General features: G+C 72.6%; 21 protein-coding genes. 6 read left to right on the top strand and 15 right to left on the bottom strand.

Going from position 1 to position 23,476, the window contains the following annotated elements; genetic code table 11:
- Positions 1 to 150 precede the first annotated feature (150 nt).
- The 11 genes from H505_RS0132385 to H505_RS0132340 all read right to left on the bottom strand — a co-directional run bounded on the left by H505_RS0132385 (position 151) and on the right by H505_RS0132340 (position 11,353).
- Positions 151 to 1,383: an acetyl-CoA hydrolase/transferase family protein gene (locus H505_RS0132385; protein ID WP_026405273.1), complete on the bottom strand. Its 1,233-nt coding sequence runs from the start codon at positions 1,381 to 1,383 to the stop codon at positions 151 to 153.
- Positions 1,384 to 1,435: 52 nt separating this feature from the next.
- Positions 1,436 to 2,047: a CBS domain-containing protein gene (locus tag H505_RS52850; protein WP_425248277.1), complete on the bottom strand. Its 612-nt coding sequence runs from the start codon at positions 2,045 to 2,047 to the stop codon at positions 1,436 to 1,438.
- A gap of 85 nt (positions 2,048 to 2,132) precedes the next feature.
- On the bottom strand, positions 2,133 to 3,632 hold the full coding sequence (locus H505_RS0132380; RefSeq protein ID WP_026405272.1) for a bifunctional aminoglycoside phosphotransferase/ATP-binding protein: 1,500 nt from the start codon (positions 3,630 to 3,632) through the stop codon (positions 2,133 to 2,135).
- 5 nt (positions 3,633 to 3,637) lie between these two features.
- Positions 3,638 to 4,321: a CBS domain-containing protein gene (locus tag H505_RS0132375; RefSeq protein WP_026405271.1), complete on the bottom strand. Its 684-nt coding sequence runs from the start codon at positions 4,319 to 4,321 to the stop codon at positions 3,638 to 3,640.
- A 148-nt stretch (positions 4,322 to 4,469) separates the two neighbouring features.
- Positions 4,470 to 5,144, bottom strand: coding sequence for a CBS domain-containing protein (locus H505_RS0132370; protein WP_026405270.1), 675 nt, complete (start codon positions 5,142 to 5,144; stop codon positions 4,470 to 4,472).
- 222 nt (positions 5,145 to 5,366) lie between these two features.
- Positions 5,367 to 6,221 (bottom strand): universal stress protein, encoded by an 855-nt coding sequence (locus tag H505_RS0132365; protein WP_026405269.1) that lies wholly within the window; start codon positions 6,219 to 6,221, stop codon positions 5,367 to 5,369.
- A 17-nt stretch (positions 6,222 to 6,238) separates the two neighbouring features.
- Entirely contained in the window at positions 6,239 to 6,460 is a 222-nt protein-coding gene (locus H505_RS45775) for a hypothetical protein (RefSeq protein ID WP_034520969.1), read from the bottom strand.
- 295 nt (positions 6,461 to 6,755) lie between these two features.
- Positions 6,756 to 7,667, bottom strand: a complete 912-nt coding sequence (locus tag H505_RS0132355; protein WP_026405268.1) for a carbamate kinase — start codon at positions 7,665 to 7,667, stop codon at positions 6,756 to 6,758.
- Positions 7,664 to 8,878, bottom strand: coding sequence for an arginine deiminase (locus H505_RS0132350; protein ID WP_026405267.1), 1,215 nt, complete (start codon positions 8,876 to 8,878; stop codon positions 7,664 to 7,666). Before H505_RS0132350 ends, H505_RS0132355 begins: the two co-directional genes overlap by 4 nt.
- A gap of 13 nt (positions 8,879 to 8,891) precedes the next feature.
- A complete protein-coding gene (locus H505_RS45770; protein ID WP_051301430.1) occupies positions 8,892 to 10,271 on the bottom strand; it encodes an amino acid permease in 1,380 nt (459 codons plus the stop codon).
- A 395-nt stretch (positions 10,272 to 10,666) separates the two neighbouring features.
- On the bottom strand, positions 10,667 to 11,353 hold the full coding sequence (locus H505_RS0132340) for a response regulator transcription factor (protein WP_026405266.1): 687 nt from the start codon (positions 11,351 to 11,353) through the stop codon (positions 10,667 to 10,669).
- A 125-nt stretch (positions 11,354 to 11,478) separates the two neighbouring features.
- On the opposite strand from H505_RS0132340, the gene H505_RS0132335 reads away from it, so the two are divergent.
- Positions 11,479 to 13,197 (top strand): GAF domain-containing sensor histidine kinase, encoded by a 1,719-nt coding sequence (locus H505_RS0132335; RefSeq protein ID WP_026405265.1) that lies wholly within the window; start codon positions 11,479 to 11,481, stop codon positions 13,195 to 13,197.
- Between the two features lie 102 nt (positions 13,198 to 13,299).
- Positions 13,300 to 14,154 carry a universal stress protein gene (locus H505_RS45765; protein ID WP_064743758.1) on the top strand — a complete coding sequence of 285 codons (855 nt, stop codon included), beginning with the start codon at positions 13,300 to 13,302 and terminating at the stop codon, positions 14,152 to 14,154.
- Positions 14,155 to 14,558: 404 nt separating this feature from the next.
- Here the strand turns inward: H505_RS45765 and H505_RS45760 are convergent, their stop codons facing one another.
- On the bottom strand, positions 14,559 to 15,005 hold the full coding sequence (locus H505_RS45760) for a universal stress protein (RefSeq protein ID WP_051301428.1): 447 nt from the start codon (positions 15,003 to 15,005) through the stop codon (positions 14,559 to 14,561).
- A gap of 255 nt (positions 15,006 to 15,260) precedes the next feature.
- On the opposite strand from H505_RS45760, the gene H505_RS45755 reads away from it, so the two are divergent.
- Both H505_RS45755 and H505_RS0132315 read left to right on the top strand, forming a co-directional pair.
- Positions 15,261 to 16,175 carry a universal stress protein gene (locus H505_RS45755; protein WP_051301427.1) on the top strand — a complete coding sequence of 305 codons (915 nt, stop codon included), beginning with the start codon at positions 15,261 to 15,263 and terminating at the stop codon, positions 16,173 to 16,175.
- A gap of 302 nt (positions 16,176 to 16,477) precedes the next feature.
- Positions 16,478 to 17,365 carry a universal stress protein gene (locus H505_RS0132315; RefSeq protein ID WP_051301426.1) on the top strand — a complete coding sequence of 296 codons (888 nt, stop codon included), beginning with the start codon at positions 16,478 to 16,480 and terminating at the stop codon, positions 17,363 to 17,365.
- A gap of 7 nt (positions 17,366 to 17,372) precedes the next feature.
- Here the strand turns inward: H505_RS0132315 and H505_RS45750 are convergent, their stop codons facing one another.
- Complete coding sequence (locus H505_RS45750; protein WP_051301435.1) at positions 17,373 to 19,814, bottom strand: glycoside hydrolase family 65 protein; 2,442 nt, start codon at positions 19,812 to 19,814, stop codon at positions 17,373 to 17,375.
- A gap of 184 nt (positions 19,815 to 19,998) precedes the next feature.
- On the opposite strand from H505_RS45750, the gene H505_RS0132305 reads away from it, so the two are divergent.
- On the top strand, positions 19,999 to 20,952 hold the full coding sequence (locus H505_RS0132305) for a universal stress protein (protein WP_026405263.1): 954 nt from the start codon (positions 19,999 to 20,001) through the stop codon (positions 20,950 to 20,952).
- 47 nt (positions 20,953 to 20,999) lie between these two features.
- On the opposite strand, the gene H505_RS0132300 is transcribed toward H505_RS0132305, so the two are convergent.
- Entirely contained in the window at positions 21,000 to 21,527 is a 528-nt protein-coding gene (locus H505_RS0132300) for a CBS domain-containing protein (RefSeq protein ID WP_026405262.1), read from the bottom strand.
- 201 nt (positions 21,528 to 21,728) lie between these two features.
- Here H505_RS0132300 and H505_RS0132295 point away from each other — a divergent pair, with 201 nt between their 5' ends.
- The gene (locus H505_RS0132295) at positions 21,729 to 22,754 is read left to right on the top strand and encodes an Acg family FMN-binding oxidoreductase (protein WP_051301425.1); all 1,026 of its coding nucleotides are present in this window, start codon (positions 21,729 to 21,731) and stop codon (positions 22,752 to 22,754) included.
- Between the two features lie 33 nt (positions 22,755 to 22,787).
- Here H505_RS0132295 and H505_RS0132290 read toward each other — a convergent pair whose 3' ends face one another.
- Entirely contained in the window at positions 22,788 to 23,438 is a 651-nt protein-coding gene (locus H505_RS0132290) for a response regulator transcription factor (protein ID WP_026405260.1), read from the bottom strand.
- Positions 23,439 to 23,476 lie beyond the last annotated feature (38 nt).

Genomic DNA, 23,476 nt, shown 5'->3' with positions numbered 1-23,476 from the left:
CGGCCCGGGAGGCGCCGCGGTACCGCTCCGTGGAGGAGCCTCCGTCCGGCCCCCGGTACGTGTGCCCGAGTATGGGGAGACCATGCGCCGATCGCCGGTGAATGCGGAGGGTGGCGTCCAGGGTGGCCGGTGTCCGGGGCGGCCAGGCGGTCAGCGGAGCGGGAGGCCGAAGAGGCGGCCCTGGTGGCGCAGTTCGTCGCGGGCGTCGGGGTGGGCGACGTTGTCGACGATCTCCCGTGCCTGGGTGGTGGCGTCGTTGCCCCAGATGGTGGCGGTGCCCTGTTCGCTGACGATGTAGCTGTGCTGGAACGAGGTGACCGGCCCGGACAGGCGGGGGATGACGGTGGAGACGTCCGCGCGGCGGTGCCAGGACGGCAGGGCGATGACGGCGCGGCCGCCGGGGGAGTGCAGGGCTCCGACGACGAAGTCGGTCTGGCCGCCGAAGCCGGAGTAGACGGCGCCCCGCACCCGGCCCGCGTTCGCCTGGGCGAACAGGTCGACCTGGAGGGCGGAGTTCACCGAGACCAGCCGGGGCCGCCGGGCGATGAGGCCGGGGTCGTTGGTCTTCTCGGTGCGCAGCATCCGGATGCGCTCGTTGCGGTCGGCCCAGTCGTAGAGCTCCCGGCCGCCGAACGCGAACGAGGCGGTGATCGGCGTCGCGGCTTCGAGCGCGCCGGCCCGATCGAGGGCGAGGACCCCGTCGCTGAACATCTCCGACCAGATCGCCAGGCCGCGCCGATGGTGGAGCGACGCGAGGACCGCGTCGGGAACGCCGCCGATGCCCAGCTGGAGTGTGGCGTTCTCAGGGACGAGCCGGGCCACCCGGGTGCCGATCTCCAGGGAGGTGTCGCCGGGCGGGCGCGGCACGGGCGTGGCGAGCGGCTCGTCGCACTCGACCGCGAAGTCGATCTCGTCCAGCGGCATCACCGCGTCGCCGTAGGTGTACGGCATCCGGGCGTTGAGCTGGGCGACGACCAGGCCGCCGCGGGCGCGCACGGCCTCGATCGCGGCGGGCAGGACGTTCACCTCGATGCCCAGCGAGACCGTCCCGTCCACCGGCTCGGACGTCTGGACGAGGACGACGTCGGGAGGCAGGGCGCCCTTGAGCAGGTTCGGCACGAGCGAGAGCCGGGAGGGGAAGTAGCGCAGGCCGGGACGGCCGCGCATCCCGGCGCCCACGAACGGGGTCTCCAGGACCACGCCGTCGCGGTCGGGCACGCCCGGCTGGGCGTTGAGCATGAACAGCCGGTACTCGGCGAGGGCCGCGTCGACCACGGCCAGCGCCCGCCACGGCGTGGCGAAGTTGCCGCCGGCGACCACGCGCGGGACGCCGGGCACCCCGGCCAGCACGGCGGCGAGGTCGTTTTCCGAGATCACCCGCATATCCGGCACCCTCCACGTCGTTCGTTCCGATCATCGCACCACCGGCTTGAGGTCACCGGCGCCAGGGGCGCGCGGCGGGGTCGTACGACGCCGGCGTCCGTGCGGCGCCGTCCCGCTCGTGAAGGCTCTGTGACCTCGGCCCGTCCGGTCCCTCGGACGGACCGGCCCGTGGCCGCTCTACCCGTGCATCGGACACGGGCACTTCGGTTCGCCTTCCTGTCGAAGGACGTACGGCCGGCGGCTCGATGCGACGCGGCGGAGGCATGCCGGGCGGCGGGAAGGATCTCTCCCGTCGTGTACCGGCCAGCTCGCTGATGAGATCGTGGACGGTGAGCAGCCCTGCCAACTCACCCCCGGCGTTGACCACGGACACGTGGTCGGTACCGGTCTCCAGCATCGAACGAGCCGCCGTTCGCACGGAGTCGGCCGGACGAACATGGCCGCCCTGCCCACGGCCGAGTAGTGTCGTGACCGATTCGCCTGCTCTGCTCGGCCTCGACGATTGCGAGTGCCATACAGCGGTGAGCGTGTGAGCGTGCACCGTTCCCAGGAACGTCCCGTCTTCGTCCAGCACCGGCAGATGGCGGACACCGGCCCGGCACATCAGCTCCCAGGCCGTGAGCAGGGACTCACCTGCGGAGATGGTGATCGGGTCGGCCGTCATCACGTCGGCCACCGTTCGCTCTCCGAGTGGGAGCGGGGCAATCCTCATCGTTTCTCTCCTTCCGAAGGCGGGGCGGCGGGAAGGATCAGTCGGGCGCGAGACGAGGACGGCGGTGCCAGACATGCTCGGCCCCGTACGGCCGCACGGCCGCCAGCGCCCGTGCCACCGACCCGTCGAGGGTGCCGCCGGTGTCGACCGCGGTGGCCTCCGGCCACGGATCGGCGGCCGCGGCCATGAGGGCGGCGATGGCGGGGTCCGCATCGGACGGTCCCCGCGGCCGGGAACGGATGCGTTCGGCCGCGACGCTCCGGGGGACCCGGCACTCGATCGCGTGCAGTTCGGCCCGCACGTCACCGGCGAGGTCGGCGGCCAGGTCCCGGTCTTCGCGCGAGGTCCAGGAGGCGTCCAGCACGACGGTCTCGCCCAGCTCCAGCAGGCGGCGGGCCCGGCGGACGAGTTCGGCGTAGGTTCGCTCGCCCCACTCGGCGGTGTAGAGCCCGGTTCCGTACGCGGCCGCGGCGGAGTCGGCGGGCGACAGCCCCGCCAGCTCCTTGCGGACGCGGTCGCTGCCGAGCAGGGTGCAGCCGAGCCGGTCGGCCATCGCGCCGGCGAGGGTGCTCTTGCCGGTGCCGGGCAGCCCGCCGACCAGGACGAGCCCGACGGTCCCCGCGCGCAGGTGGCGCAGGGCGATCTCAGCGAGGGTCCCGGCCTCTGCCGCGGCCGCCGCGTCGCCCTGCGCGTGGCGGAAGCAGGCCACCTTGGCCCGCACGAAGGCGCGGTAGGCGACGTAGTGGTGCCACAGCGAGGACGGGGCCGGGTCCCCGGCGAACCCGGCGTACCAGCCCGCGAAGCGTTCGGCGAGGTCCGCGGCTCCGAGACGTTCCAGGTCCATGGCCAGGAACGCGGCGTCGTCGAGGCCGTCGAGGAACCGGAGACGCTCGTCGAACTCTAGGCAGTCGAGGACCCGGGGCCCGTCGTCGAGGCAGAACACGTCACCGGCGAGGAGGTCGCCGTGTCCGTCCACCACGCGCCCTTCGGCGATGCGCGTCTCGAACAGCGGAGCTCGCCCGGCGAGGAAGTCGCGCGCGCGTTCCTCGATCTCGAGCGCGTCGCTCGTGTCGATGGAACGGCCGTGGAACGGGCGGGTCTGGTCGAAGCTCTCGGCCCAGCGGCCCAGCAGCGCGTCCCGGGTGCCCTGCTCGGAGATCCGGGGACCGCGCGGTGCCCTGGCGTGCCACTCCGCGAGCAAGCGGGCGGTGGCCCGCAGGGCGTCCTCGACGGGGGCGCGGTCCTGCAACAGGGTTGACAGCCGCCGGTCCGCGGGCATGCGCCGCATCGTGACCAGGTGGTCGCATACGGCGCCCGCCGGGTCGTGGACGTCGGCGACGCCGAGGTACACGTCGGGGGAGAAGCGCCTGTTGAGACGCACCTCCTCGTGGCAGGCGCGCTCGCGCGCCCGGCGGGTGGTGAAGTCCAGGAAGCCCAGATCGACCGGCTTCTTCATCTTGTACGCGCGGTCCCCGACGAAGAACACCACACCGGAGTGCGTTTCGCTGACCGCGGCGCCCAGGGGGACGGAGTTCATCGCCGTCACGCCCGGGGGAAGGCGCCGGGGCGGCTGTCGTCGCGGTCGTAGCAGAGGCGGTCGACGACGTCCACGACGCCCTCGGTCGCGGCGGTGAGCCGGAGGCAGATGGGGATGAGGCTCCTGGCCTCCAGCCGCCCGGACAGGACGACCACGCCGTCGTCGACCCGGACGTCGATCCGGGAGGGGTCCTGCCACAGGCCGCGGACGATCACTTCGCGGACGATCTCGTCGCGGGTGTCGTCGTCGGAGCGCAGGAACAGGCGCAGGAGATCGGAGCGCGTCACGATCCCGACCAGCCGGCCGTTCCCGTCGACGACGGGGGCCTGCTTGTGACCGTGCGCGGCCAGGGTTCTGGCGGCCTTCGCGACCGGCGTTCCCGGCTCCAGCGTCACCACCGGCGCGCTCATGAGCCCGGCGGCGTGCGTGGCGGCCGCCTTCGTCCGGGCGGCGCGGTGCCGCCTGCTCTCGAAGCGGGGGCGCTCCTCGGTGCCGATGTCCCTGAACTCCTCCTTGCGGAGAAGGTCGGCGTCGGTGACGATGCCGACGACGCGGCGGTCGCCGTCGACGACGGGCACCGCCCTGATGCCGTGATCGTCGAGTGCCGCCACGATCTCGGTGAACGGCGTCTCCTCGGCGACGGCGACGACCTCTCGCGTCATCACGTCGGCGACCTTTCGGTGCTGCATGGTGTCCTCCTCGGTGCCACTTCGACGCTAGGCGGCGGGCGGAACGCGTATGAGGGGCGAAGGTCCCCCGCTCGCGAGGCGTTGGTCGGACGGCGGCGGGAACGCGTCGGGCGCCGGCGGCGCCGGCCACCGGCGCCCGACGAAGGAATCACAGGTACGGGTAGTGCTGCGCGATGAGGTCGTCGGCACCCCACTCCAGTTCGGAGCGCGCGGAGACGACGCCTTCGACGCGGCGGATCTCGTGCATCAGAGCGGGGATGCGGGACCGGAGGTCCACCTTCCCGCGGACGGTGACCCGGCCGCGTTCCACGGCCACGTCGATGCCGGCGGGACCGACGGCCCGGCCGCCGATGTCGGCCAGGACGTCCCGCCTGACTTCCTCATCGGGGCGCTCGTACACGCGCAGGACGTCCGACCGGCTCACGATCCCGACCAGCCGCCCGCTCCGCGGGTCGACGACCGGGAGGCGGCCGACGCGGTGCCTGCGCATCTCCTGCGCGGCGGCCCGCACGGTGGCGTCGGGCGTGGTGGTGCGGGCGGGTGCGGTCATCAGCTCGGCGGCGGTGGCACCCGCCGCCTTCCGCCATTCGCGATGCCGGCGCGGCGTGGCGAACAGGTGCTCGTTGTCGGCGCCGGTCGGGTCCGCCTCCTTCTGGATCAGATCCGCGGTGGAGACGATGCCGACCGGGCGGCCCCCGGCGGCCACGACGGGGACGGCGTTGACACGGCCGCGCCGAAGCGTCTCGACGATCTCCTTGGACGTGGCCGTTTCCGGGACGCTCACCACATCCGTGGTCATGACCTCTTCGACGGTGGTTTCCATGAACCCTCCTCTGGGGGCGGCCGGGTACGGCCGTTGCGATGGCTCAACGATCGGCCGCCCCGCGCTACCGGGCCACCGACCAAGGTCCTCCGATGGGCCGTCACTGGTCCCGGCCCTCTGTGGCGCCGAGCGGGAGGACCGCCGGCCGCGCCCGTGCGGCCCCGGAAAGCCCGGCGTCCCCGGCACCTGGACGGCGACACGGGGACGCGGCTGGCGCGGGGTTCAGGCCTTACGGGGCCTGACGACCGCGACGGGACAGTGCGCGTAGTGGACGACGCCGTGACTCACCGAGCCCAGTGCCGGGCCGGAGCGACCGCGCGTCCCGACGACCACGAGATCGGCATGCGCCGACGCTCCGATCAGGGCGTCGACCGGGTGGCTGATGAAGTCGTCCTCGACCACCCCGATGCCGGGACGGCGCTCCCGCCAGGGTGCGAGGAGCTCGGTGAGGTGTTCCCGGTGTGCGCGCCGGACCGCCTGGAGATCCACGCCCGCCTCGACCGCCAGGGGCGCCGGGCGCCAGGCGTGGACGGCCCGCACCCGCGCGCCCCGGACCGAAGCCGCCGCGAACGCGTACTCCAGGACGGGGGCCGGATCCTCCTTGAGATCGAGCCCGGCGACGAGCTCCCCGGACGGACGCTCCTCCGGACCGCGGACGAGGATCACCGGGCCGGGGACGTGCCCGGCCAGGCGCAGACCGGTCGAGCCGAGCAGCAGCCCAGAGAACCCGCCGAGCCCTCGGCTGCCGAGCACCAGCTCGTACGCGCCCTCGGCGAGCGGCGGCAAGCCGGCCGCGACGGTCTCGGCGTGCGCGAACCGTGCCTCCACCGGCACGTCCGGGTGCTGTTTCGAGACGAGGCCGCGGGCCCGTTCCAGGATGTGTTCTCCGTGGCCGGTGAACGGGCGTTCCAGACTCGGCAGGAGCCGGCTGGGAAGCGTGCGGATCCAGGGGACGGCGACGTGCACCACCCGGAGGGGCATGCCCCAACGGGCGGCCTCCGCGGCGGCCCACCGCAGCGCCCGCTCCGATGAGGCGGAGCCGTCGACCCCGACGACGATCGTTTCGGTGACGGACATCGTGGACCCGTCCTTCCTCAGCCGCCCAGCCGGGCGGCGACGAGCAGATCGTGCGCCAGCCGGGCCGCCCTCGCCGCCTCGGTGTCGCGGGGCCCGTCGAGCGGCCGGCCCTCCAGGCCGGCGGCCAGCGCCGCGACCGCCAGCGCGAGGACCGTCACCTGGCCTTCCAGAGCGGCGATCCGCCTCTCCAGCACGGCGGCCGACGTCATGCCGTACCCTGTCGCGATCTGCTTGGTCATCTCCGGCTCCCTCGGTCTCGTGCGCCGCGGCCCGCGACCGCGGCGTTCCCGCCTCGCACCGCGGGACGGCCCGGCCGGCGTCGGCGCGCGAACCACGCCATCTCGCCACCTCCGGGTCGACGTGCGGTAGATCCATCTCAAGGCAACGCGGCCGCGCCGGCGCCCAGTAGGGGCGAACGTCCCGCGCCGAGGCACTTCGGACGGTGGCGCCGAATCGCGGGCGCAGACCGATGCCCGATGATGGCGAACCGGAGGACGGGTTCTCCGGCCGGGTGAACGCCGCGGCGCCGGGCGTTCACCCGGGGGACTCGACGCGGGTGCCCGCGCCTCCGGTGAGGAGCGCGGCGACGTCGGTCATGGCGCCGATGGCCGCGTAGCCGCCGGGCCGGTGCGCGGCGAAGCGTGCGGCGGCCTCGGCCTTCGGGCCCATGGAACCCGCGGGCAACCGGAGCCCGCGCAGCTGCCCGGGAGTGGCGTGGGAAAGGGGCCGAGCACGGTCGGTGCCGTAGCCGCGGAAGACCGCGGGCACGTCGGTGAGGAGAAGGAGCGCGTCCGCTTCCAGCCGTTCGGCCATGAGGGCGGCGGTGAGGTCCTTGTCCACCACGGCCTCGACGCCTTCCGGCCCGCCCTGGCCTTCGAGGACGGGAACGCCCCCTCCGCCCGCGGCGATGACGACGCAGCCGGCGTCCAGGAGCCTGCCGATCGTGGGCAGCTCGACGATTCCACGGGGCTCGGGAGAGGCGACGACACGGCGCCAGGCCGTGCCGTCCATCGCCATGTCCCAGGCGTACGCCGCGGCGACGCGTTCGGCCTCCGCGGCCGTGTACCCGCGGCCGACGAACTTGGCGGGGCGGGCGAAGGCCGGGTCGTCCGCCGCCACGACCGTCGTGGTGAGGACGGCGGCGATCTCCCGGTTCGGCACCGCGCGGCGCAGTTCGCGGGCCAGCCAGTAGCCGATCATGCCCTGGGTCTCGGCCCCGAGCACATCGAGGGGGTACGGGCGCGGCAGCTCTCGGTCCGCGGTGCTCTCGGCCGCCAGCAGTCCGATCTGCGGGCCGTTGCCATGCGTGATGAGCAGCTCGTGGCGGTCGGTGAGCGGAGCGAGCGCGCGCACCGCCTCGGTGACGTGCGCCGCCTGGGTCTCGGCGTCGTAGGGGTCGCCGCGGCGCAGCAGGGCGTTGCCTCCGAGGGCTGCGACGATCCTCACCGGTCGCCCTCCGGCCGATCGCGCTCCAGCGGGCAGCTCATGCAGCGGGGGCCGCCGCGCCCCCGGCCGAGCTCGCCGCCGGGAATGGTGATCACCTCGATGCCGTGGCGGCGGAGCATGGTGTTGGTGGTGACGTTGCGCTCGTACGCGATGACGACGCCGGGCTCGACGGCGAGGACGTTGTCGCCGTCGTCCCACTGCTCCCGTTCGGCCGCGGGCAGGTCCTGCTCGGCGCGGAGCACGCGCACCTTGTCGAGGCCGAGCGCTCGGGCGATGGCCGTGAACAGGGACGTGTTCTCGCTGACACGGATTCGCCCGGCGGAGCCCGGAGTGATCGAGTAGGAGCGCAGCTCGGGCAGTTCGGGGTACACGGCGAAGGCGTCTCGGTCGACCATGGTCATCACGGTGTCCAGGTGCATGAACGCCCGGCGCCGTGGCAGGCGGACCGCGATGACGCGGCGGACGGCGTCCGCGTCGAAGAGCCGCTCCGCGAGCAGTTCCACGGCCTGCGGGGCGGTGCGCTCGCTCATTCCGACAAGGACGGTCCCGTTGCCGATGACGTGGATGTCGCCGCCCTCGAGACTGGGCAGGGGGACGTCGGCGCCGGGATACCAGACCGGGAAACCGGCGTCGGCGAACATCGGATGGTGGCGGTAGATCGCCGCCAGGTGCAGGGTCTCCCTCCGCCGCGCGGCCCTGGCCATGGAGTGGAGGGAGACCCCGCCACCGATCCAGGCCGAAGGGTCGCGGGTGAACAGATGGTTCGGCAACGGCGGGAGGACGAAATCCCCGTCGTCGAGAGAGGCGAGCAGCAGGCTGTCCGCGGCCAGGTCCAGGTCGGCCTTGGTCAGCCCGCCGATGAGGTGGCGGGTCAGCAAGGCCGGATCCATGGCGTCCAGAGCGGCCCGTACCGGGCCGGCCAGCGTGGGCCCGAGGGCGAGCTCGGAAGCGGTGCGGTCCAGGACGTGGGCACGGCCCTGATCGAGCTTGACCGTTTCGGCCAGCAGGTCGGTCAGGTAGTGGACCTGGACGCCGCGCTCACGGAGCGTGTCCGCGAAGACGTCATGCTCCTGCCTGGCACGCCGGGCCCAGAGGATCTCGTCGAACAGCAGCTCGTCCTTGTTGCCGGGGGTCAGGCGCTGCAGTTCCAGCCCGGGCCGGTGCAGCAGCACCTGCCGCAGACGCCCGGTTTCCGAGGAGACGGTGAACATTGGGGTTCCTTTCTCAAGCCGCCTGGGCCGGCGGCCGCGGCGCATCGGGGGCACCGGGCTTCTGCGCGACGGTGTGCAGGTCGTGGGCGTCGCGGTACTTCAGCCAGGCGTAGACCGGCATCCCGGCAAGGAGCAGCAGCGTGCCCTTGTAGACGACCTCGTAGCCGGACCCGGCGATCGCCCACACCGAGTAGCCGAAGGCGACCACGGCGATCGCGGCGCTTCCCGCGAGGCGCCGTCCGGAGAAGGCGGCCCGGTCGGTGGCCAGCAGCACCAGCTGCGCCACGGCCGAATAGGCGTACGGAATGAGGGTGGTCAGCGTGGCCAGAAGGATCACGAAGGTGAACTGGTCGACCAGGCTCGCGTTGTAGTTCATCGCCATCAACCCGGTGACCAGCACGCTGGAGACGACCAGCCCGGTGACCGGGGTGCCGTTCCGGCTCGTGCGCGCGAACAGGCGGGGGAACAGCCCGTCGCGGGCTGCGGCGTACGGAACCTTGCCCTGGAGGAGGATCCAGCCGTTCAGGGCGCCGAACGCGCTGACGGCCGCGCCCGCGGCGACCAGGTCGGCGGCCCAGCCCCCGAACGCGGCGTCCGCGGCGTCGGCGAACGGTGCGGTCGAGGCGGCCAGAACCCCGGCGGGAACCAGGCCCATGACGGCGATCGTGCAGAGAATGTAGACGACGGCCGTGACCACGGTCCCCGCGACGGTGGCGCGCGGGATGGTGGTGCGCGGATTGCGGACGTCCTCGGCGGGGACGGTGGCCGACTCCAGCCCGATGAAGGCCCACAGGGTCAGCGCGGCCGCCGCGGTCACGGCGGAGAAGGCGCTGCCGCCGCTGGCGTTGAAGGGGCCGAAGTTGTCGGCCTGGATGAAGAACAGACCGCCGATCGCGATGAGCAGGAGCGGTACGAGCTTGAGCACCGTCGTGACGCCCTGCACCAGGCCTCCCTGCCGCACGCCCGAGGCGTTGACGGCGGTGAGGGTCCAGATGGCGGCGAGCGCGACACCGGCCGCCAGAACCTTGTTCGTGGCCAGTTCGGCCCAGAAGTGGGCCAGGTAACCGACGAACGCGACCGCGATCGCGGCGTTGCCGGCCCAGACCGCGATCCAGTAGCCCCATGCCGTCTGGAAGCCCACGAAGTCACCGAACGCCCGGCGGGCGTAGGCGTACGGTCCGCCGGTTCTGGGGTATGCGCGGCCGAGCCGCGCGAACACCAAGGCGAGCGCGATGGCCCCCATGGCGGTGAACGTCCAGGCGATGATGCTGATCGGACCGAACTCGGCGAGCGCGCTGGGCAGCAGGAAGACGCCCGAGCCGATCATGTTGCCCACGACCAGTGCGGACGCCGTCCAGAATCCCAGGCCCCGGCGGGGGGTTCTCTCGTGCATGGCGTGCCTCCTCGCAGGACGCGGGCGTAGGCCGCGTCGTCGCATCGAGAAGATCACTGATGGTCGAACCGGCGGGCCGGGCTTGAGGCCCGGATGGTGCGGACGAAAGTCATCGGGCCGGTGGGCCGTAAGTCAGCGATCCCCGGTGTCGCAGGCCGCCTGGGAGGTGTCTCCGAGACTGCGGACGGAGGACGGAGTGTGCGGGCACGCCCGAACGGACCGACTCGCCGATTCCGACGTGGGGCGTGCGAAGAGGGCACCGGGAGGAGCCACGGTGCCCTCTGACGTGGTCGGCTCCGGCCGTGTGGCCGGGTGCCGTCCCCGCGCCGCAGGCCGGGACCGGGACGGTTCGTCCGGAAACGTGCCCGGCCGGACGCGTCAGGTCGGGCGAGGAGTCAGAATTCCTCGTTCTTCGGAGCCGCGGCCTTGAGGCGGGCGGCGTAGGCGGCGGCCTGGGTACGCCGGTGGATGCCGAGCTTGGCGAAGAGGTTGGAGACATAGTTCTTGACCGTCTTCTCGGCCAGGAACATGCGTTCGCCTATCTGCCGGTTGGTGAGCCCCTCACCGATGAGTTCGAAGATCTGGCGTTCTTGGGCGGTGAGGACCTGCAGGGGGTCCTTCTTGCGCTCTTGCCGTTCGCGGACGCGCTGGAGCATACGCGCGGTGGAGCGCGGGTCCAGCAGGGATTGGCCGGAGGCGACGGTGCGGACGGCGCCGACGAGGTCGGAGCCGTGGATCTGCTTGAGGACGTAGCCGCTCGCACCGGCCATGACGGCGTCGAACAGAGCGTCCTCGTCGTCGAACGAGGTGAGCATCAGGCAGGCCAGGTCGGGCATGGCCGAGCGGAGCTCGCGGCACACGGTGATGCCGTCGCCGTCGGGCAGCCGGACGTCGAGGACGGCGACGTGGGGCCGGGCGGCGGGGATACGGGCGAGCGCGTGGTCCGCGGTCCCGGCCTCGCCGACCACCTCGATGTCGTCCTCGGAGGACAGCAGGGCGGCCACACCGCGCCGGACCACCTCGTGGTCGTCCATCAGGAAGACCCGGATGGCGTCGCTGCTGTCCCGCGCCAGGTCGGTCATGATCCCGTTCCCCTTGATCCTCATTGGTGATGGAATCGACCTTAGTTGGTCATGAAGAGCAGCCGGGGAGTCTAAATTCCCCCGAGAATGGGACCAAGGTCCCGAGTTCTGGTGGAGGTCGGTCAGTGGCGGACGAACGACCCGGCGATGAGCGCGCGAAATTGATCCTGCCGCAGCTGCGGCTGGACGACCTGCTGGCGGAGCTTCAGTCGCGGCTGGACGCCGCGCGCGGTACCAGGGACCGGGTGCACGCGTTGCTCGAGGCCGTCGTCTCGATCGGCGGAGAGCTCGATCTGGAGGTCGTCCTGCGCCGGATCACCGAAGCGGCCGCGACGCTCGTCGACGCCCGCTACGGCGCGCTCGGAGTGATCAGCGAGGAGGGTGAGCGGCTCGTCCAGTTCATCACGGTCGGGGTCGGTGCGGAGGAGATCGAAGCGATCGGGCACTGGCCGCACGGGCACGGCATCCTCGGCCTGCTGATCAAGGAACCGCGGCCGCTGCGGCTGCCGGAGATCGCCGACCACCCGGAGTCGTACGGTTTCCCGGCCGACCATCCGCCCATGCACACCTTCCTCGGCGTGCCCATCCGGGTGCGGGACGAGGTCTTCGGCAACCTTTACCTGACCGAAAAGGCCGGCGGCGGGAGCTTCGAAGAGGAGGACGAGATCGTCGTGACGGCACTCGCGACGGCGGCGGGCGTGGCGATCGAGAACGCCCGGCTGTACGAGGAGACACGGCGCCGGGAGCGCTGGCTCGAGGCGCTGGCGGAGATCTCCACGGCGCTGCTGTCCGGTACCGACCCGCGCCGGGTGACGGACCTGGTGGCCCAGCGCGCACGGGAGATCGCCGACGCGGATCTGGCGACGGTGGCACTGGCGGACACGGAGAGGCGGGAGTTCGTCGTCGAGGCCTCCGACGGGCGGCGCGCCGACGAATCGAAACACGCGCGGATGCCCATCGACCACGCCGTCGCCGGCCGGGTGTACACGAGCGGTTCACCACTGCGGCTCGCCGACGGGCAGGAGGCCGTGCGGGACGCCGGGCTGCCCGTCGATCTGGCCGTCGGCCCGCTGCTGGTCGTCCCGCTGGGGCACGGAGAGTCGGCACGCGGTGTGCTGTCGGTCGTCAACGAGCCGGGTGGCGCGGTGTTCAGCGAGTCGACGCAACGGCTGATGGAGGCGTTCGCCGTGCAGGCGGCGGTGGCGCTGGAACTGGCCGACCGGCGCCGCGACGTCGAACGCCTGGCCTTGCTGGAGGACCGCGACCGCATCGCCAAGGACCTGCACGACACCGTCATCCAGCGGCTGTTCGCCACGGCCATGACACTCATGAGCACCATCAAGCTCGCCGAGCGACCCGACGTGACCACGAGGATCCAGCGATCGGTCGACGATCTGGACGACACCATCCGGCAGATCCGCTCCACCATCTTCGCGCTCCAGGCCTCCGCGGAAGAGGACGAGACCCTGCGCAGCAAGGTCCACCGCGTCGTCGAGGCCGCCAGCGAACGCCTCGGCTTCGCGCCCTCGACCAGGCTGGACGGGCTGCTGGACACCGCCGTCCCCGCCGAGCACGCCGATCACCTGCTCGCGGTGCTCCGCGAGGCGCTGTCCAACATGGCCCGCCACGCCCACGCCACCGAGGCCGTCGTGAACGTCCAGGTCGGCGACGACCTGGTTCTCCAGGTGGAGGACGACGGCGTCGGGATCCCCGAAGGCGGCCGCCGCAGCGGCTTGCGCAACATGGACGAGCGCGCCCTGGCCCTCGGCGGCACGTTCGACGCCGGGCCCCGTCCCGGTGGTGGCACCGTACTCCGCTGGGAAGTCCCCCTCGAGCAAGGCTGACGGCTCGGGTCCTGTGGACCCTTCCCGCCCGGGCCCTTCGCCCCTACGCGCGCGCCCCGGCGCGACGTGTGATGAAGGGGAGCCCGAGCGATGGAGGGATTCATGAGCCGGAGTTCCCATGTCCTGGTCGGCTACGACGGGACGAACGAGAGTGAGCGAGCCCTGAGATGGGCCGTGGAGGAGGCGCGGGCGCGCCGCCTCCCCCTGACGGTCTGCCACGCCTGGCGCTGGCCGTACCCGGTGAGCGACGTCGGACACGAGGGCGTCGCGATCGTGAAGCGGATGGGCGGGCACCTGCTCGATCACGGCGTGGCGCTCGCCCGCCGGGCGGCGCCCTCGGTCACCGTGCGCGGCACGATGGCGGAGGGCCCGGCGGACGCGGCGCTGATGCACGAGGGCGAGGGCGCGGACCTGATCGTGGTCGGGTCCCACGACCGGGACGAACTCCCGGTGGGGTCGACGGCGCTGCGGCTGCCGGCGCGTGCCCGCGTCCCCGTGCTCGTGGTCCGGAGGACGGCGACGAAGTACGGGAAAGTCGTGGTCGGCGCGGACGGCTCCCGAGGGGGTGACGCGGCGCTGGGCTTCGCGTTCGAGGAAGCGGCGCTGCGCGGGTGGGGCGTCCGGGCGGTCTACGGCTGCTGGGAGGCCGAGGCGGTCGGCGGCGACCTCGCGCTCCTGTGCGACGACCAGCGGCTTCGCGAGCTCGCAGGCACGCGCCTGGAAAGGGCCGTCGCGCCATGGCGGGTGAAGTACCCGCACGTCGAGACGCGAACGGCACTGGTGCTGCGCCCTCCGCGCCAAGCATTGTTCGAGGCGGCGGAGAGCGCGGACCTGCTCGTCGTGGGCGACCGCGGTGCCGGCGGGTTCGACCCGCTGCGTCTCGGAGCCGTCAGTGGTGCGGTCCTGCAGCACGTGCCCTGCACGGTCGCCGTCGTCCCGTCCGCCCCACGCGGCTGACGCCTCAGCGGCTCGGGACCGGCCGACCGCGAATGACCGTGGCCCGGGGGAAGCCCCGGACCACGGTCATCATCGCGTCGCCGCGTGAGCGAGGACCATCTGTCGCCGTGCCCCGGAACGCGATCGGCGGCCACCGCGATCGTCGGTGTCGGGTATTTCCGGCATTGCCAGGATCGTTCTATGTTGGCCTTTTCTAAGGGGCCTAGGTCATCACCGCGATCGCCGTACGTCCCATGAACATCGAGAATGCGGGCGGAATTGGTCGCCGACGTCGACCAATGCCGATGCCGGTCGGTTTCGTGGGAGCAAGGCTTCGAAGACCGGTGGTCATGCGGGCGTCCCATTCCCGTGGGCGGTGGCTCGGTGCTCGACCGTCCGGCGCCCGCAGCGCGTCGGTCCTCCGGCTAGCCGACCTCGGCCTGGGGAGCGGGCGAGTGATCCGCGCATATCACGATCGGGCACCGGGCGTGCTCACGCACGACCGGGACGGTGTCGCCGCCGAGCGGATTGCCGTGCTCGGAGTTGGTCCGGGCGCCGATGACGAGCAGCTCGGCGTGACCGGCCGCATCGACGAGCGCCTCACCGGGCGTGCCATGGACCACGCGCAGCCGGGTGTTCAGGTGCTGGGCGTTCGGGAGTGCACCGGCGGTCAGGCGACGGAGCCGCAACCACTCTCGCAGCGTCCGCAAGCGCTGCGGGGAACGGTCGTCTGCCGGCTCCAGCACGCGCACCACGTCCAGGCGAGCGTGGCGGTCGACGGCCTCTCGCGCCGCCCGGCGCAGCGCGGCGAGGGAATTGGGGGAGCCGTCCACCCCGACGACTACGGAGCGGTGTTCGGGCACGATCCACATGGGCGACCTCCTTCGGTCACCACCACCATCGTGCCGAAACGCGCCGGAGTTCAGTGCCGAGAGTCATCGCCGCCCGGGACTTTCGGCCTGGGCCACTCTCGGTCCGTGCGAGTTCCGATGGGGACTTCGGAGACGCGCTCGGTCCACCAAAGGCCATAAGTCCTGTGAGCAGTGGGCCGAGGTCCTCTTTCGGAACGGCGAGCCGGGTGGAAAGGTGATGTCGAAACGTTCATTGGACGATGCTGGAGGGAAGATATGGGTGCGGATTTCGAAAGCGGAATCATCGTCGGCTATGACGGCTCGAAGAAGGCGGCCCGGGCACTGGACTGGGCGGCCTGCGAGGCGAGCGCCAGGAACCTGCCGTTGACCGTGCTCCACGCGTGGGACGTCCCTTTCGGCGGACCGATGCCGATGCCGATCGCGGACCTGAGAGCCATGGCAGAGGAGACCCTGGAAGAAGGCCTTCGGCGCGTCAGGGAGGCGGCACCGGAGGTGCCGGTGCAGGGCAGATCGGAACACGGACAGGCCGCGTCGGAACTGATCGGCGCGGGCAGAGACGCCGCTCTCCTCGTGCTCGGGCCGCGAGGGCTCGGTGGCTTCGCCGGGCTGGTGCTCGGGTCGGTCGGCACTCAGGTCGCCGTGCACGCCCCGTGCCCGGTCGTGATCGTCCGAGGTGATCTGCGTCCCCCCGAAGACGAGGGAGCCGGGCGGGTCGTCGTCGGCGTGGACGGCTCGCCGGCGTCCAGAGCCGCACTGGCGATGAGTTTCGCAGAGGCCGCCGTGCACGGTCTCTCCGTCCACGCGGTCGTCGCCTGGGAGTCGGTGCCGGTGAAGGGGCTGCCGCCGCTGGCGGACGAGGCCGGCATGCGCGAGGCGGCCGAGGGACGCCTCGCGCGGCTGCTGGATCCTTTGCGGCGGCTGCACCCCGATGTCGTCGTCCGAGCCGAGGTCGTTGCCGGGCCACCGCGGGACGTGCTGCTGGAGGCATCGGCCACTGCTCGCGTCCTGGTCGTCGGCACACGAGGACTTGGAGGGTTCCGTTCCCTCCTGCTCGGATCGGTCAGCCGCGCGCTGGTCGAGCACGCTACCTGCACCGTGGCCGTCGTCCCGGCATCCGGGCGGGATACGGGCGGCTCAAAGACCGCTTTGCCCACGTCAGTGGTTGGATGACTGCTCGTCGGGTCAGGCCTGGGTACGGGTAATAGGGGGTGAAGGTCGTCAATCCAGACGGCGAGGTGGTGCCCGGCGAATCGGGCGGTCCGCATTCTGTCGCAGGGCGGACAGGTCCGGTAGCGCCGGTCGGTGTCCTGTACAGGGAGCACTGGGACTTTGGTCCCGGACGGAACGGACTTACACCCTCTGCGACGGTCTGCCGGAGACGGCCAGGATGGATGTGAGGCCGGGCGGGGCGCGCTTCGCAGGGCGTGCTTTCGCTGGCTGTCTCGTACGCGAGCCGAGGGGGAGGCGAAGCGATGGAGACGAGTACGGAAACGGGCCGGGGTGACCCGCTGCCGATCGTCGTGGGAGTGGACGGGTCCCGGCCGTCCGACCGGGCCGTCGAGTGGGCGGCCGACCGGGCGGTCCGCACGGGCCGCGCTCTGCGGCTGATCTTCGTGTCCGAGGTATGGCCTTACGACATTCCCTTCCACACGGCGCCGCATGACTCCGAGTCGCTCACCTGGACGGGGAATCAGGTGCTGGCGGAGGCCGAGGGGGTCGCGCTCGCCTGCAGGCCCGAGGTGAAGGTCGAGTGCAAGCTCGCCGTGGGCGGGGCCGTTCGAGTCCTGTGCGACGGCTCGCAGCACGCGTCGGAACTCGTTGTGGGGAACCGGGGCCTGGGGGGTTTCACCGGCCTGCTCTTGGGGTCGGTGAGCGCGGGGGTGACGGCGTACGCGCAGTCGCCGGTCGTGGTCGTGCGTGGCGAGGCCGGGGGACGGCGTGGGGAGGCGGCTGTCGGGGTGAGCCTGAAAGAGGACGCGCCCGTGCTGGAGTACGCGTTCGAGGAGGCGGCTTCGCGGAGCCTGCGCCTTCGGGTCGTCCATGCGATCCCGCTGCCGAAAGGGACGGACGAGGAGCATCTCGCCGCGGATCTCGAGCGTTCGAAAGACCGGGCGCGCGCACGGATCGCGGAGGAGTGCACGGTTGCGCGGCGCCGGTTCCCGCAGGTCGAGGTGGTCGAGGACGTCGTGCAGGACCGGCCCGCCGCCACGCTGGTGGCGGCGTCCTGCAAGGCCGACCTGGTCGTCGTAGGCGCTGAGCGTTCGCAGCCGGAGGCCCGCCTTCCCCGGCGGCACGCGGTCAGGCATGCGCTGGTGCATCATGCCGACTGCCCGGTCGCGCTCGTTCGCGCGCGGGGGTGACCGGACGTCATCCCCCCGCGTCGTCGAGGGGTGCCGGTCGCCCCTCGCCGAGACGCCCTTCGGCGAGGGGCGTCTCCCAGGACGCGCCGGGCTCGACGACGATCTCCTCGGTGCCGTGGACGATCGTGATCGGGCGGGCTCCGCCGGGGCGGAGCGCGACGTGGAGGCGGTCGGGGCGGAGGGACAGGTCGATGCCCCAGTGGCCTCGGTAGCGGAGGCCCACGCGGAGCCGGGACAGCGCTGGGGGCAGCCTGGGGGAGAGCTGCAGTGTCTCGCCGCGGGTGCTGATGCCGGCGAAGCAGCGCTGGACGAGGTCGACCGTGCCGGCCATCGCGCCCAGATGGACGCCTTCGGCGGTGGTGCCGTGCTGGGAGTCGCCGATGTCGCTGCGGAGGGCGTCCAGGAAGGCGCGCCAGCCGAGGTCGCCGTCGGTGCGGGCGAGGATCCAGGCGCGTACGAGCATGCTCAGGGTGGAGCCGTCGCAGGTGCGTCCCAGGTAGTAGTTGATCGTCCGCTCGGGGAGGCCGGGGTCGGGGTCGTAGCCGAGCTGGAGCAGGACGTCGTCGAACTCGTGCGGCGCGAGCAGGTAGAAGAGCATCAGGACGTCGGCCTGCTTGGACGCCTTGTAGCGGTTCGGGGTGTCGCCTTCGGCTTCAAGGATCCGGTCGAGCCGGCGTATGTCGGCGTAACGGGCGCGATAGCGGTCCCAGTCGAGCTCGCCGAGATCCCCGTAGCCCTCGAACTGGCTGATGACGCCGTCGTGGAAGGGGACGCGCAGCTTCGTGGCGACGTCCTCGAAGCGGGCGGTCTCGGCGTGGGTGAGGGCGAGTCCCTCGCGCAGCTCGGCTTGCCGGTTCTCGGGGAGGAGCGTCAGGGCGTCCAGCGCGCGGCGCAGGACCCAGGCCGCGAGGATGTTGGTGTAGGCGTTGTTGTCGACACCCGGTTCCTCCCGGTCCGGGTAGCCGTCGTGGTATTCGTCCGGACCCATGACGCCGCGGATGTCGTACCGGTCGCGGGACCGGTCGTAGGACGCGATGCCGGTGAAGAAGCGGGCCACTTCGAGCATCATCTCGGCGCCGTACTCGGCGAGGAACTCCAGGTCGCCCGTCGACTCGTAGAACCGCCAGGCGTTGTGCGCGACGGCCAGGCCCGCGTGCCGCTGCAGGTGCGAGTGGTCGGGCAGCCAGCGTCCCGAGCGGGGATTCAGGTGAAGGGTCTGGGTCTCCTCGCGGCCGTCCGCCGCGCTCTGCCAGGGGAAGAGGGCGCCCCTGTGCCCCGCTGCGGCGGCGTTGCGGCGGGCGGCGGGGAGGCGCCGCCACCGGTACATGAGCAGTGCGCGGGCGATCTCGGGGAAGCGGGTGCTCAGGAACGGCAGGATGAACAGCTCGTCCCAGAAGACGTGGCCGCGGTAGGCCTCGCCGTGCAGGCCGCGAGCGGGGACGCCGACGTCGAGGTCCACGGTGTGCTCGGAGACGGTCTGCAGCAGGTGGAAGACGTGCAGGTTGAGGATGCGCTGCACCTCCGTGTCGTCCACGCTCAGCCGGCAGCGCCGCCACAGGCGCGCCCAGGCCCGCGTGTGCTGTTCCAGCAGCTCGTCGAATCCGGGTGCGAGCCGCACGTGCTCGCGCGCCGCCTCGCCGTGGTCCTCCAGGGCCCGGTCGCGGGACGTGAACACGGCCGCGACCTTCTCGATCGTGACGGGAACGCCCTCGCGGGCGTCGACGCGGACGGTGCGGACCACATGGTCCCTTTCGGCGTGGGTCGAGGGCGTGCTCGGGCACGATGCGCGGGTGCGGGCGGCGACCGCGATCCCGATCCTGGACGACCGGGTGGTGGCGGTGACCACGTCCGTGTCCGCGTCGTCGTGCGGGTGCGGCGGGTCGCAGACCAGATGATCGCCCCGCAGGCCGCGGTACCGCGCGACGCCCGCGTTGACGACCCGTCCGTCCACGGCGGACCGGACCTCCAGCGTGCCGGACCAGTTCTCGGGGACGATCGTCGTTTCCAGGGCGGCCAGGTGCGGATCGGCCATGGAGACGATGCGGCGCTGCGCGACGCGGAACCTCCGATCGCCGTCGCGCCAGCGGAAGAGACGGGTCAGGACGCCACGGTGCAGATCGAGCTCCTGGCGGTACTCCAGCAGGCCGCCGCGGCGCGCGGCCCGATCGATGTCGAACCGGTCGCCGCCGGCGGCGCGGAAGGTGAGGGGCAGCCAGTTGGGCAGGTTGACGAGGTCGGCGTTGTCGGCGCGGTGCCCGCCGATCTCGGTGGTGAGCCTGTCGTAGCAGCCCGCGGCATAGGTTCCGGGATAGTGGACGCCGTCGGCCGCCGACTCCGGCGCGGCTCCCCGGGTGGCGAAGTAGCCGTTGCCGAGCGTGCACAAAGCCTCCCGGAGCCCTTCGTCCGCGGCGTCGAACCCCTCGTAGACGAGGGTCCAGCGGTCGTCCATGCGGGCCTCCAGCGCGCCTCGGATCCACCGGCCGGTCACGGCGGTCTCTACGAGTCTTCCTCCGTGTCGGGGGTGTTCACACCGCTCAACGGCCCGGAACGGCGGGACCTTCGGCCCATGCGCGACGGCGCCGCACCGCGCACACTGCGAGGTGAACCGGCGATCCCGATCGCGAGGGGCAGCGATGAACGACGCACCGGCGGGCAGGCGACCCAACGTCCTGCTCGGCCACGACGGGTCCGAGGACAACGACGCCGCGCTGCGGTGGGCGATCGACGAGGCCGGCCTGCGCGGTTGCGACCTGGTGATGTGCCACGGCTGGTACTGGCCCTATCCGGAATCCCATGCCGACCCGCGCGTGGAGGGCACCGTCAGGCGCGTCGGGGAGAACATCCTCGCCGAGGGCGTCCGGCGGGCGCGCGAGCTGGGCGCCGCCGGGCCCGTCCGGACGTGCCTGGTGCGCGGTTCGGCCGCCGCGGGGCTGCAACGGGAATCGGCACGCGCGGAACTGATCGTCGTCGGCACGCATGATCGGCGACCGCTACCGGTCTGGTCGACGGCCCTGCGCCTTCCGGCGCACACCCGGCGGCCGGTGATCGTCGCCCGGCGGGCGGGGGGACGCTCCGGGCGGCTCGTGGTCGGTTTCGACGGGTCGCCGGGCGCCGAGTCGGCGCTCGGCTTCGCCTTCGCCGAGGCCGCCCTGCGGGGACGGCCGCTGCGGGTGGTGCACGCCTGCTGGGAGCCGGGCGCCGCAAGCGAGGCCGAGCTGCCGCTGTTCGGCGACGCCGAGCGCCTGGTACGGGCGCGGACGGGCAAGGTGGCGGCCGCGGTCGCGCCGTGGCGGCCGAGGTACCGGGGCGTCGAGGTGGAACTGGCCGTCCTGCCGGATCCGCCGCGTGAGGCTCTGCAGGCGGCGGTCGGCGAAGCGGACCTGCTCGTCGTCGGCGCCAGGGGCACGAGCCGCCTTGATCCGCGGGTGCTGGGCACGACGAGCGAGGCGATGATCAACCGGGCGCCGTGCACGGTCGCGATCGTTCCCGCAGGGCGGGCCGGTAACGGGGACGGCCCGGCCGAAGGGGCCGAGGGAGAGGGACGTCCGTCCCCCTCGGCCCGACCGCGGAGGGTACCCGCCGGCTGATCGGGAACGCCCGCGCCGTTCTCTTCCGGATGGTCGGTGCGGTCAGGTCAGTCCGGAGGCATGCCGCCGTCCGGGTGCCGAGGCGTCTGCTGGGGCAGGACGGGCTCCATCCGGTACATCGACGGCATTCCCCCGCTCGGCGGCGCGGCCTCGCGGTGAACGCCGGCGAGGGCGGCGATGAGGTCCCTGGCGGTGAGCAGGCCGACGAGCCCGCCCGCGTCGTTGGTGACGGCGACGTAGTCGGCTCCGGCGTCGAGCATGGCCCGCGCCGCCTCCGCGATCGGGGCGTCGGGGTCTACCGCGCGAGGCGGACGGTTCGGCAGCAGTTCGGTGACCGGACGCCGCGCGTGCAGGGGCCCGGACGCGCTCCACGTGGCGGCGACGGTCTGGGCGTCGACCACGCCGAGGAACGCGCCCTCGTCGTCGGCGACCGGAAGGTGGTGCACGCCCGCCTTGGACATCAGCTCCCACGCCATGAGCGCGGACTCCGACGCGGCGATGGCGAGCAGGTCCCGGGTCATGAGCTCGGCGACGGTCCGGGACTCGGTCGGTGCGTCGATGTTCACGGTCTCCACCTCTCCTTCACTTCGACCGGCGGCCGGTCGAACGGCCGCGGCGCTTCCAGCGTCCATCGCGGGCGCCCCCGGCGGTGAGGGCCGAACGTCCCGGGTCGGCCGCCGATCGTCCCCGGACGTCCCGCTCGCTACGGACCTTCGGCCCTGCCACGGGCGCGCCCCGGCTGATGAGCTGGTGGGGAGACCTTCGAAGGAGTGAGCATGCGAACCAGGATCACCACCCCGGTGCCGCCGGAGCAGCTCGCCGAGGACGCCCGCCGCGCGATCGGCGACGCGGTCTGGGCTCCGTCGGTCCACAACACCCAGCCGTGGCGCTTCGGCGTCCACGGGGCGCGGATCAGCGTGCGCGCGGACGCCGACCGGCGGCTGGCCGTCGCCGATCCGGCCGGCCGGGAGATGCTGATCAGCTGCGGAGCGGCGCTGTACAATCTGCGGCTCGCGCTGCGGGCCCTCGGGTACGACCCGGACGTCCGGCTTCTCCCCGACCCGGACCGGCCGCACCTGCTGGCCGACGTCCACATGAATCCGGGACAGCCGCCGGACGGCGACATCGAGGATCTGCACGGCCGCATCAGGAGTCGCCGCACGCACCGCGGCGCGTTCGGGCCGGATGCCGTCCCCGACTCCGTGATCGGCAGGATCGAGATCGAGACGCGGACGGAGGGCGCCCGCCTGATCCGGGCGGTGGACGCCCATGTCGAGGGCGCCCTGGCCGCGCTCACCGACGCCGCCGAGCACGTCCAGCGGCGCACGCCGTCGTACTCCTCGGAGATCGCCCGCTGGGCCCCGGCGCAGGGCACCCGGCGCAGGGACGGCGTCCAGGAGGGCGGCTACCCGCGGGAGGAGCCGCCCACCGAACCCCGTTTCGCCGCCCGGGACTTCGCGCGCGGGCGGGACCAGGGTGTGCGGGGCGTGGCGGAGGGGAGCGACCGGAACGCGGGCCTCGTGCTGCTGCTGGTCACCGAGACCGACGACCCGGCGGACTGGGGCCGCGCCGGCCAGTCGCTCCAGCGGCTCCTGCTGCGCGCCGACCAGTACGGCCTGGCGGTGGCCTTCCACACACAGGCGCTGGAGGTGCCCGAGTTGCGGGACTTCGTCCGCACCCGGTTCTGCGCCGGACGCCACCCGCAGTCGCTGCTGCGGATCGGCGCGGTGAGCGATGACGCCCCGGATCTGGAGACCGTCCGGAGGCCGGTGGAGGAGGTCACCAACGAGGAGTGGTGGTGACCTCCGCCGTCGGCGGGCGTGAACGATGAACGGCTATTTCGGCGTTCGCCCGCCGTCTCCGGATTCGAGGCGCGCGGCGAACGCCGCGGCCTGGGTGCGGCGGCTCATGCCAAGTTTGGCAAAAATAGAGGAAATGTAATTCTTTACGGTTTTCTCGGCCAAGGACATGCGTTCGGCGATCTGCCGGTTCGTCAGTCCTTCGCCGATGAGGTGCAGGACGCGCCGTTCCTGCTCGGACAGGCGGTGCAGCGGGTCCGCCTTCGCCCGGCGGTCGCGGATGCGCTCCAGTATCCGCGCGGTGCTGCGGGGGTCCAGCAGGGAGCGGCCGGAGGCGACGGTCCGGACGGCGCCGACCAGATCGGAACCGTGGATCTGCTTGAGCACGTACCCGGCGGCCCCCGCCATCACGGCCTCGAACAGCGCCTCCTCGTCGTCGAAGGAGGTCAGCATCAGGCAGGCCAGGCCGGGCATCCGGGAGCGGAGTTCGCGGCAGACGGTCACGCCGTCCCCGTCGGGAAGGCGGACGTCCAGCACCGCGACGTCCGGCCGGACGGCGGGGACGCGGACCAGGGCCTGCTCCATCGTGCCCGCCTCGCCGACGACCTCGAGGTCGGCCTCGGCCGACAGCAGCGCCGACACGCCCCGGCGCACGACCTCGTGGTCGTCGAGCAGGAAGACGCGGATCGCCGTGCCCGCCGCCGCGTCACGGCCTTCGGTCGTCG

Origin of the sequence: Actinomadura rifamycini DSM 43936 (assembly GCF_000425065.1) — a bacterium.
In the GTDB taxonomy this organism is placed as follows: domain Bacteria; phylum Actinomycetota; class Actinomycetes; order Streptosporangiales; family Streptosporangiaceae; genus Spirillospora; species Spirillospora rifamycini.
The sequence above is the reverse complement of the archived record's forward strand: the minus strand, read 5'-3'. Positions and strand labels throughout refer to the sequence as shown.

Coding starts and splice junctions, on each gene's coding strand:
- H505_RS0132385 (WP_026405273.1), bottom strand. CDS start 1,383: ATGCGGGTGATCTCGGAAAACGACCTCGCCGCCGTGCTGGCCGGGGTG.
- H505_RS52850 (WP_425248277.1), bottom strand. CDS start 2,047: ATGACGGCCGACCCGATCACCATCTCCGCAGGTGAGTCCCTGCTCACG.
- H505_RS0132380 (WP_026405272.1), bottom strand. CDS start 3,632: ATGAACTCCGTCCCCCTGGGCGCCGCGGTCAGCGAAACGCACTCCGGT.
- H505_RS0132375 (WP_026405271.1), bottom strand. CDS start 4,321: ATGCAGCACCGAAAGGTCGCCGACGTGATGACGCGAGAGGTCGTCGCC.
- H505_RS0132370 (WP_026405270.1), bottom strand. CDS start 5,144: ATGGAAACCACCGTCGAAGAGGTCATGACCACGGATGTGGTGAGCGTC.
- H505_RS0132365 (WP_026405269.1), bottom strand. CDS start 6,221: ATGTCCGTCACCGAAACGATCGTCGTCGGGGTCGACGGCTCCGCCTCA.
- H505_RS45775 (WP_034520969.1), bottom strand. CDS start 6,460: ATGACCAAGCAGATCGCGACAGGGTACGGCATGACGTCGGCCGCCGTG.
- H505_RS0132350 (WP_026405267.1), bottom strand. CDS start 8,878: ATGTTCACCGTCTCCTCGGAAACCGGGCGTCTGCGGCAGGTGCTGCTG.
- H505_RS45770 (WP_051301430.1), bottom strand. CDS start 10,271: ATGCACGAGAGAACCCCCCGCCGGGGCCTGGGATTCTGGACGGCGTCC.
- H505_RS0132340 (WP_026405266.1), bottom strand. CDS start 11,353: ATGACCGACCTGGCGCGGGACAGCAGCGACGCCATCCGGGTCTTCCTG.
- H505_RS45765 (WP_064743758.1), top strand. CDS start 13,300: ATGAGCCGGAGTTCCCATGTCCTGGTCGGCTACGACGGGACGAACGAG.
- H505_RS45760 (WP_051301428.1), bottom strand. CDS start 15,005: ATGTGGATCGTGCCCGAACACCGCTCCGTAGTCGTCGGGGTGGACGGC.
- H505_RS45755 (WP_051301427.1), top strand. CDS start 15,261: ATGGGTGCGGATTTCGAAAGCGGAATCATCGTCGGCTATGACGGCTCG.
- H505_RS0132315 (WP_051301426.1), top strand. CDS start 16,478: ATGGAGACGAGTACGGAAACGGGCCGGGGTGACCCGCTGCCGATCGTC.
- H505_RS45750 (WP_051301435.1), bottom strand. CDS start 19,814: ATGGACGACCGCTGGACCCTCGTCTACGAGGGGTTCGACGCCGCGGAC.
- H505_RS0132305 (WP_026405263.1), top strand. CDS start 19,999: ATGAACGACGCACCGGCGGGCAGGCGACCCAACGTCCTGCTCGGCCAC.
- H505_RS0132295 (WP_051301425.1), top strand. CDS start 21,729: ATGCGAACCAGGATCACCACCCCGGTGCCGCCGGAGCAGCTCGCCGAG.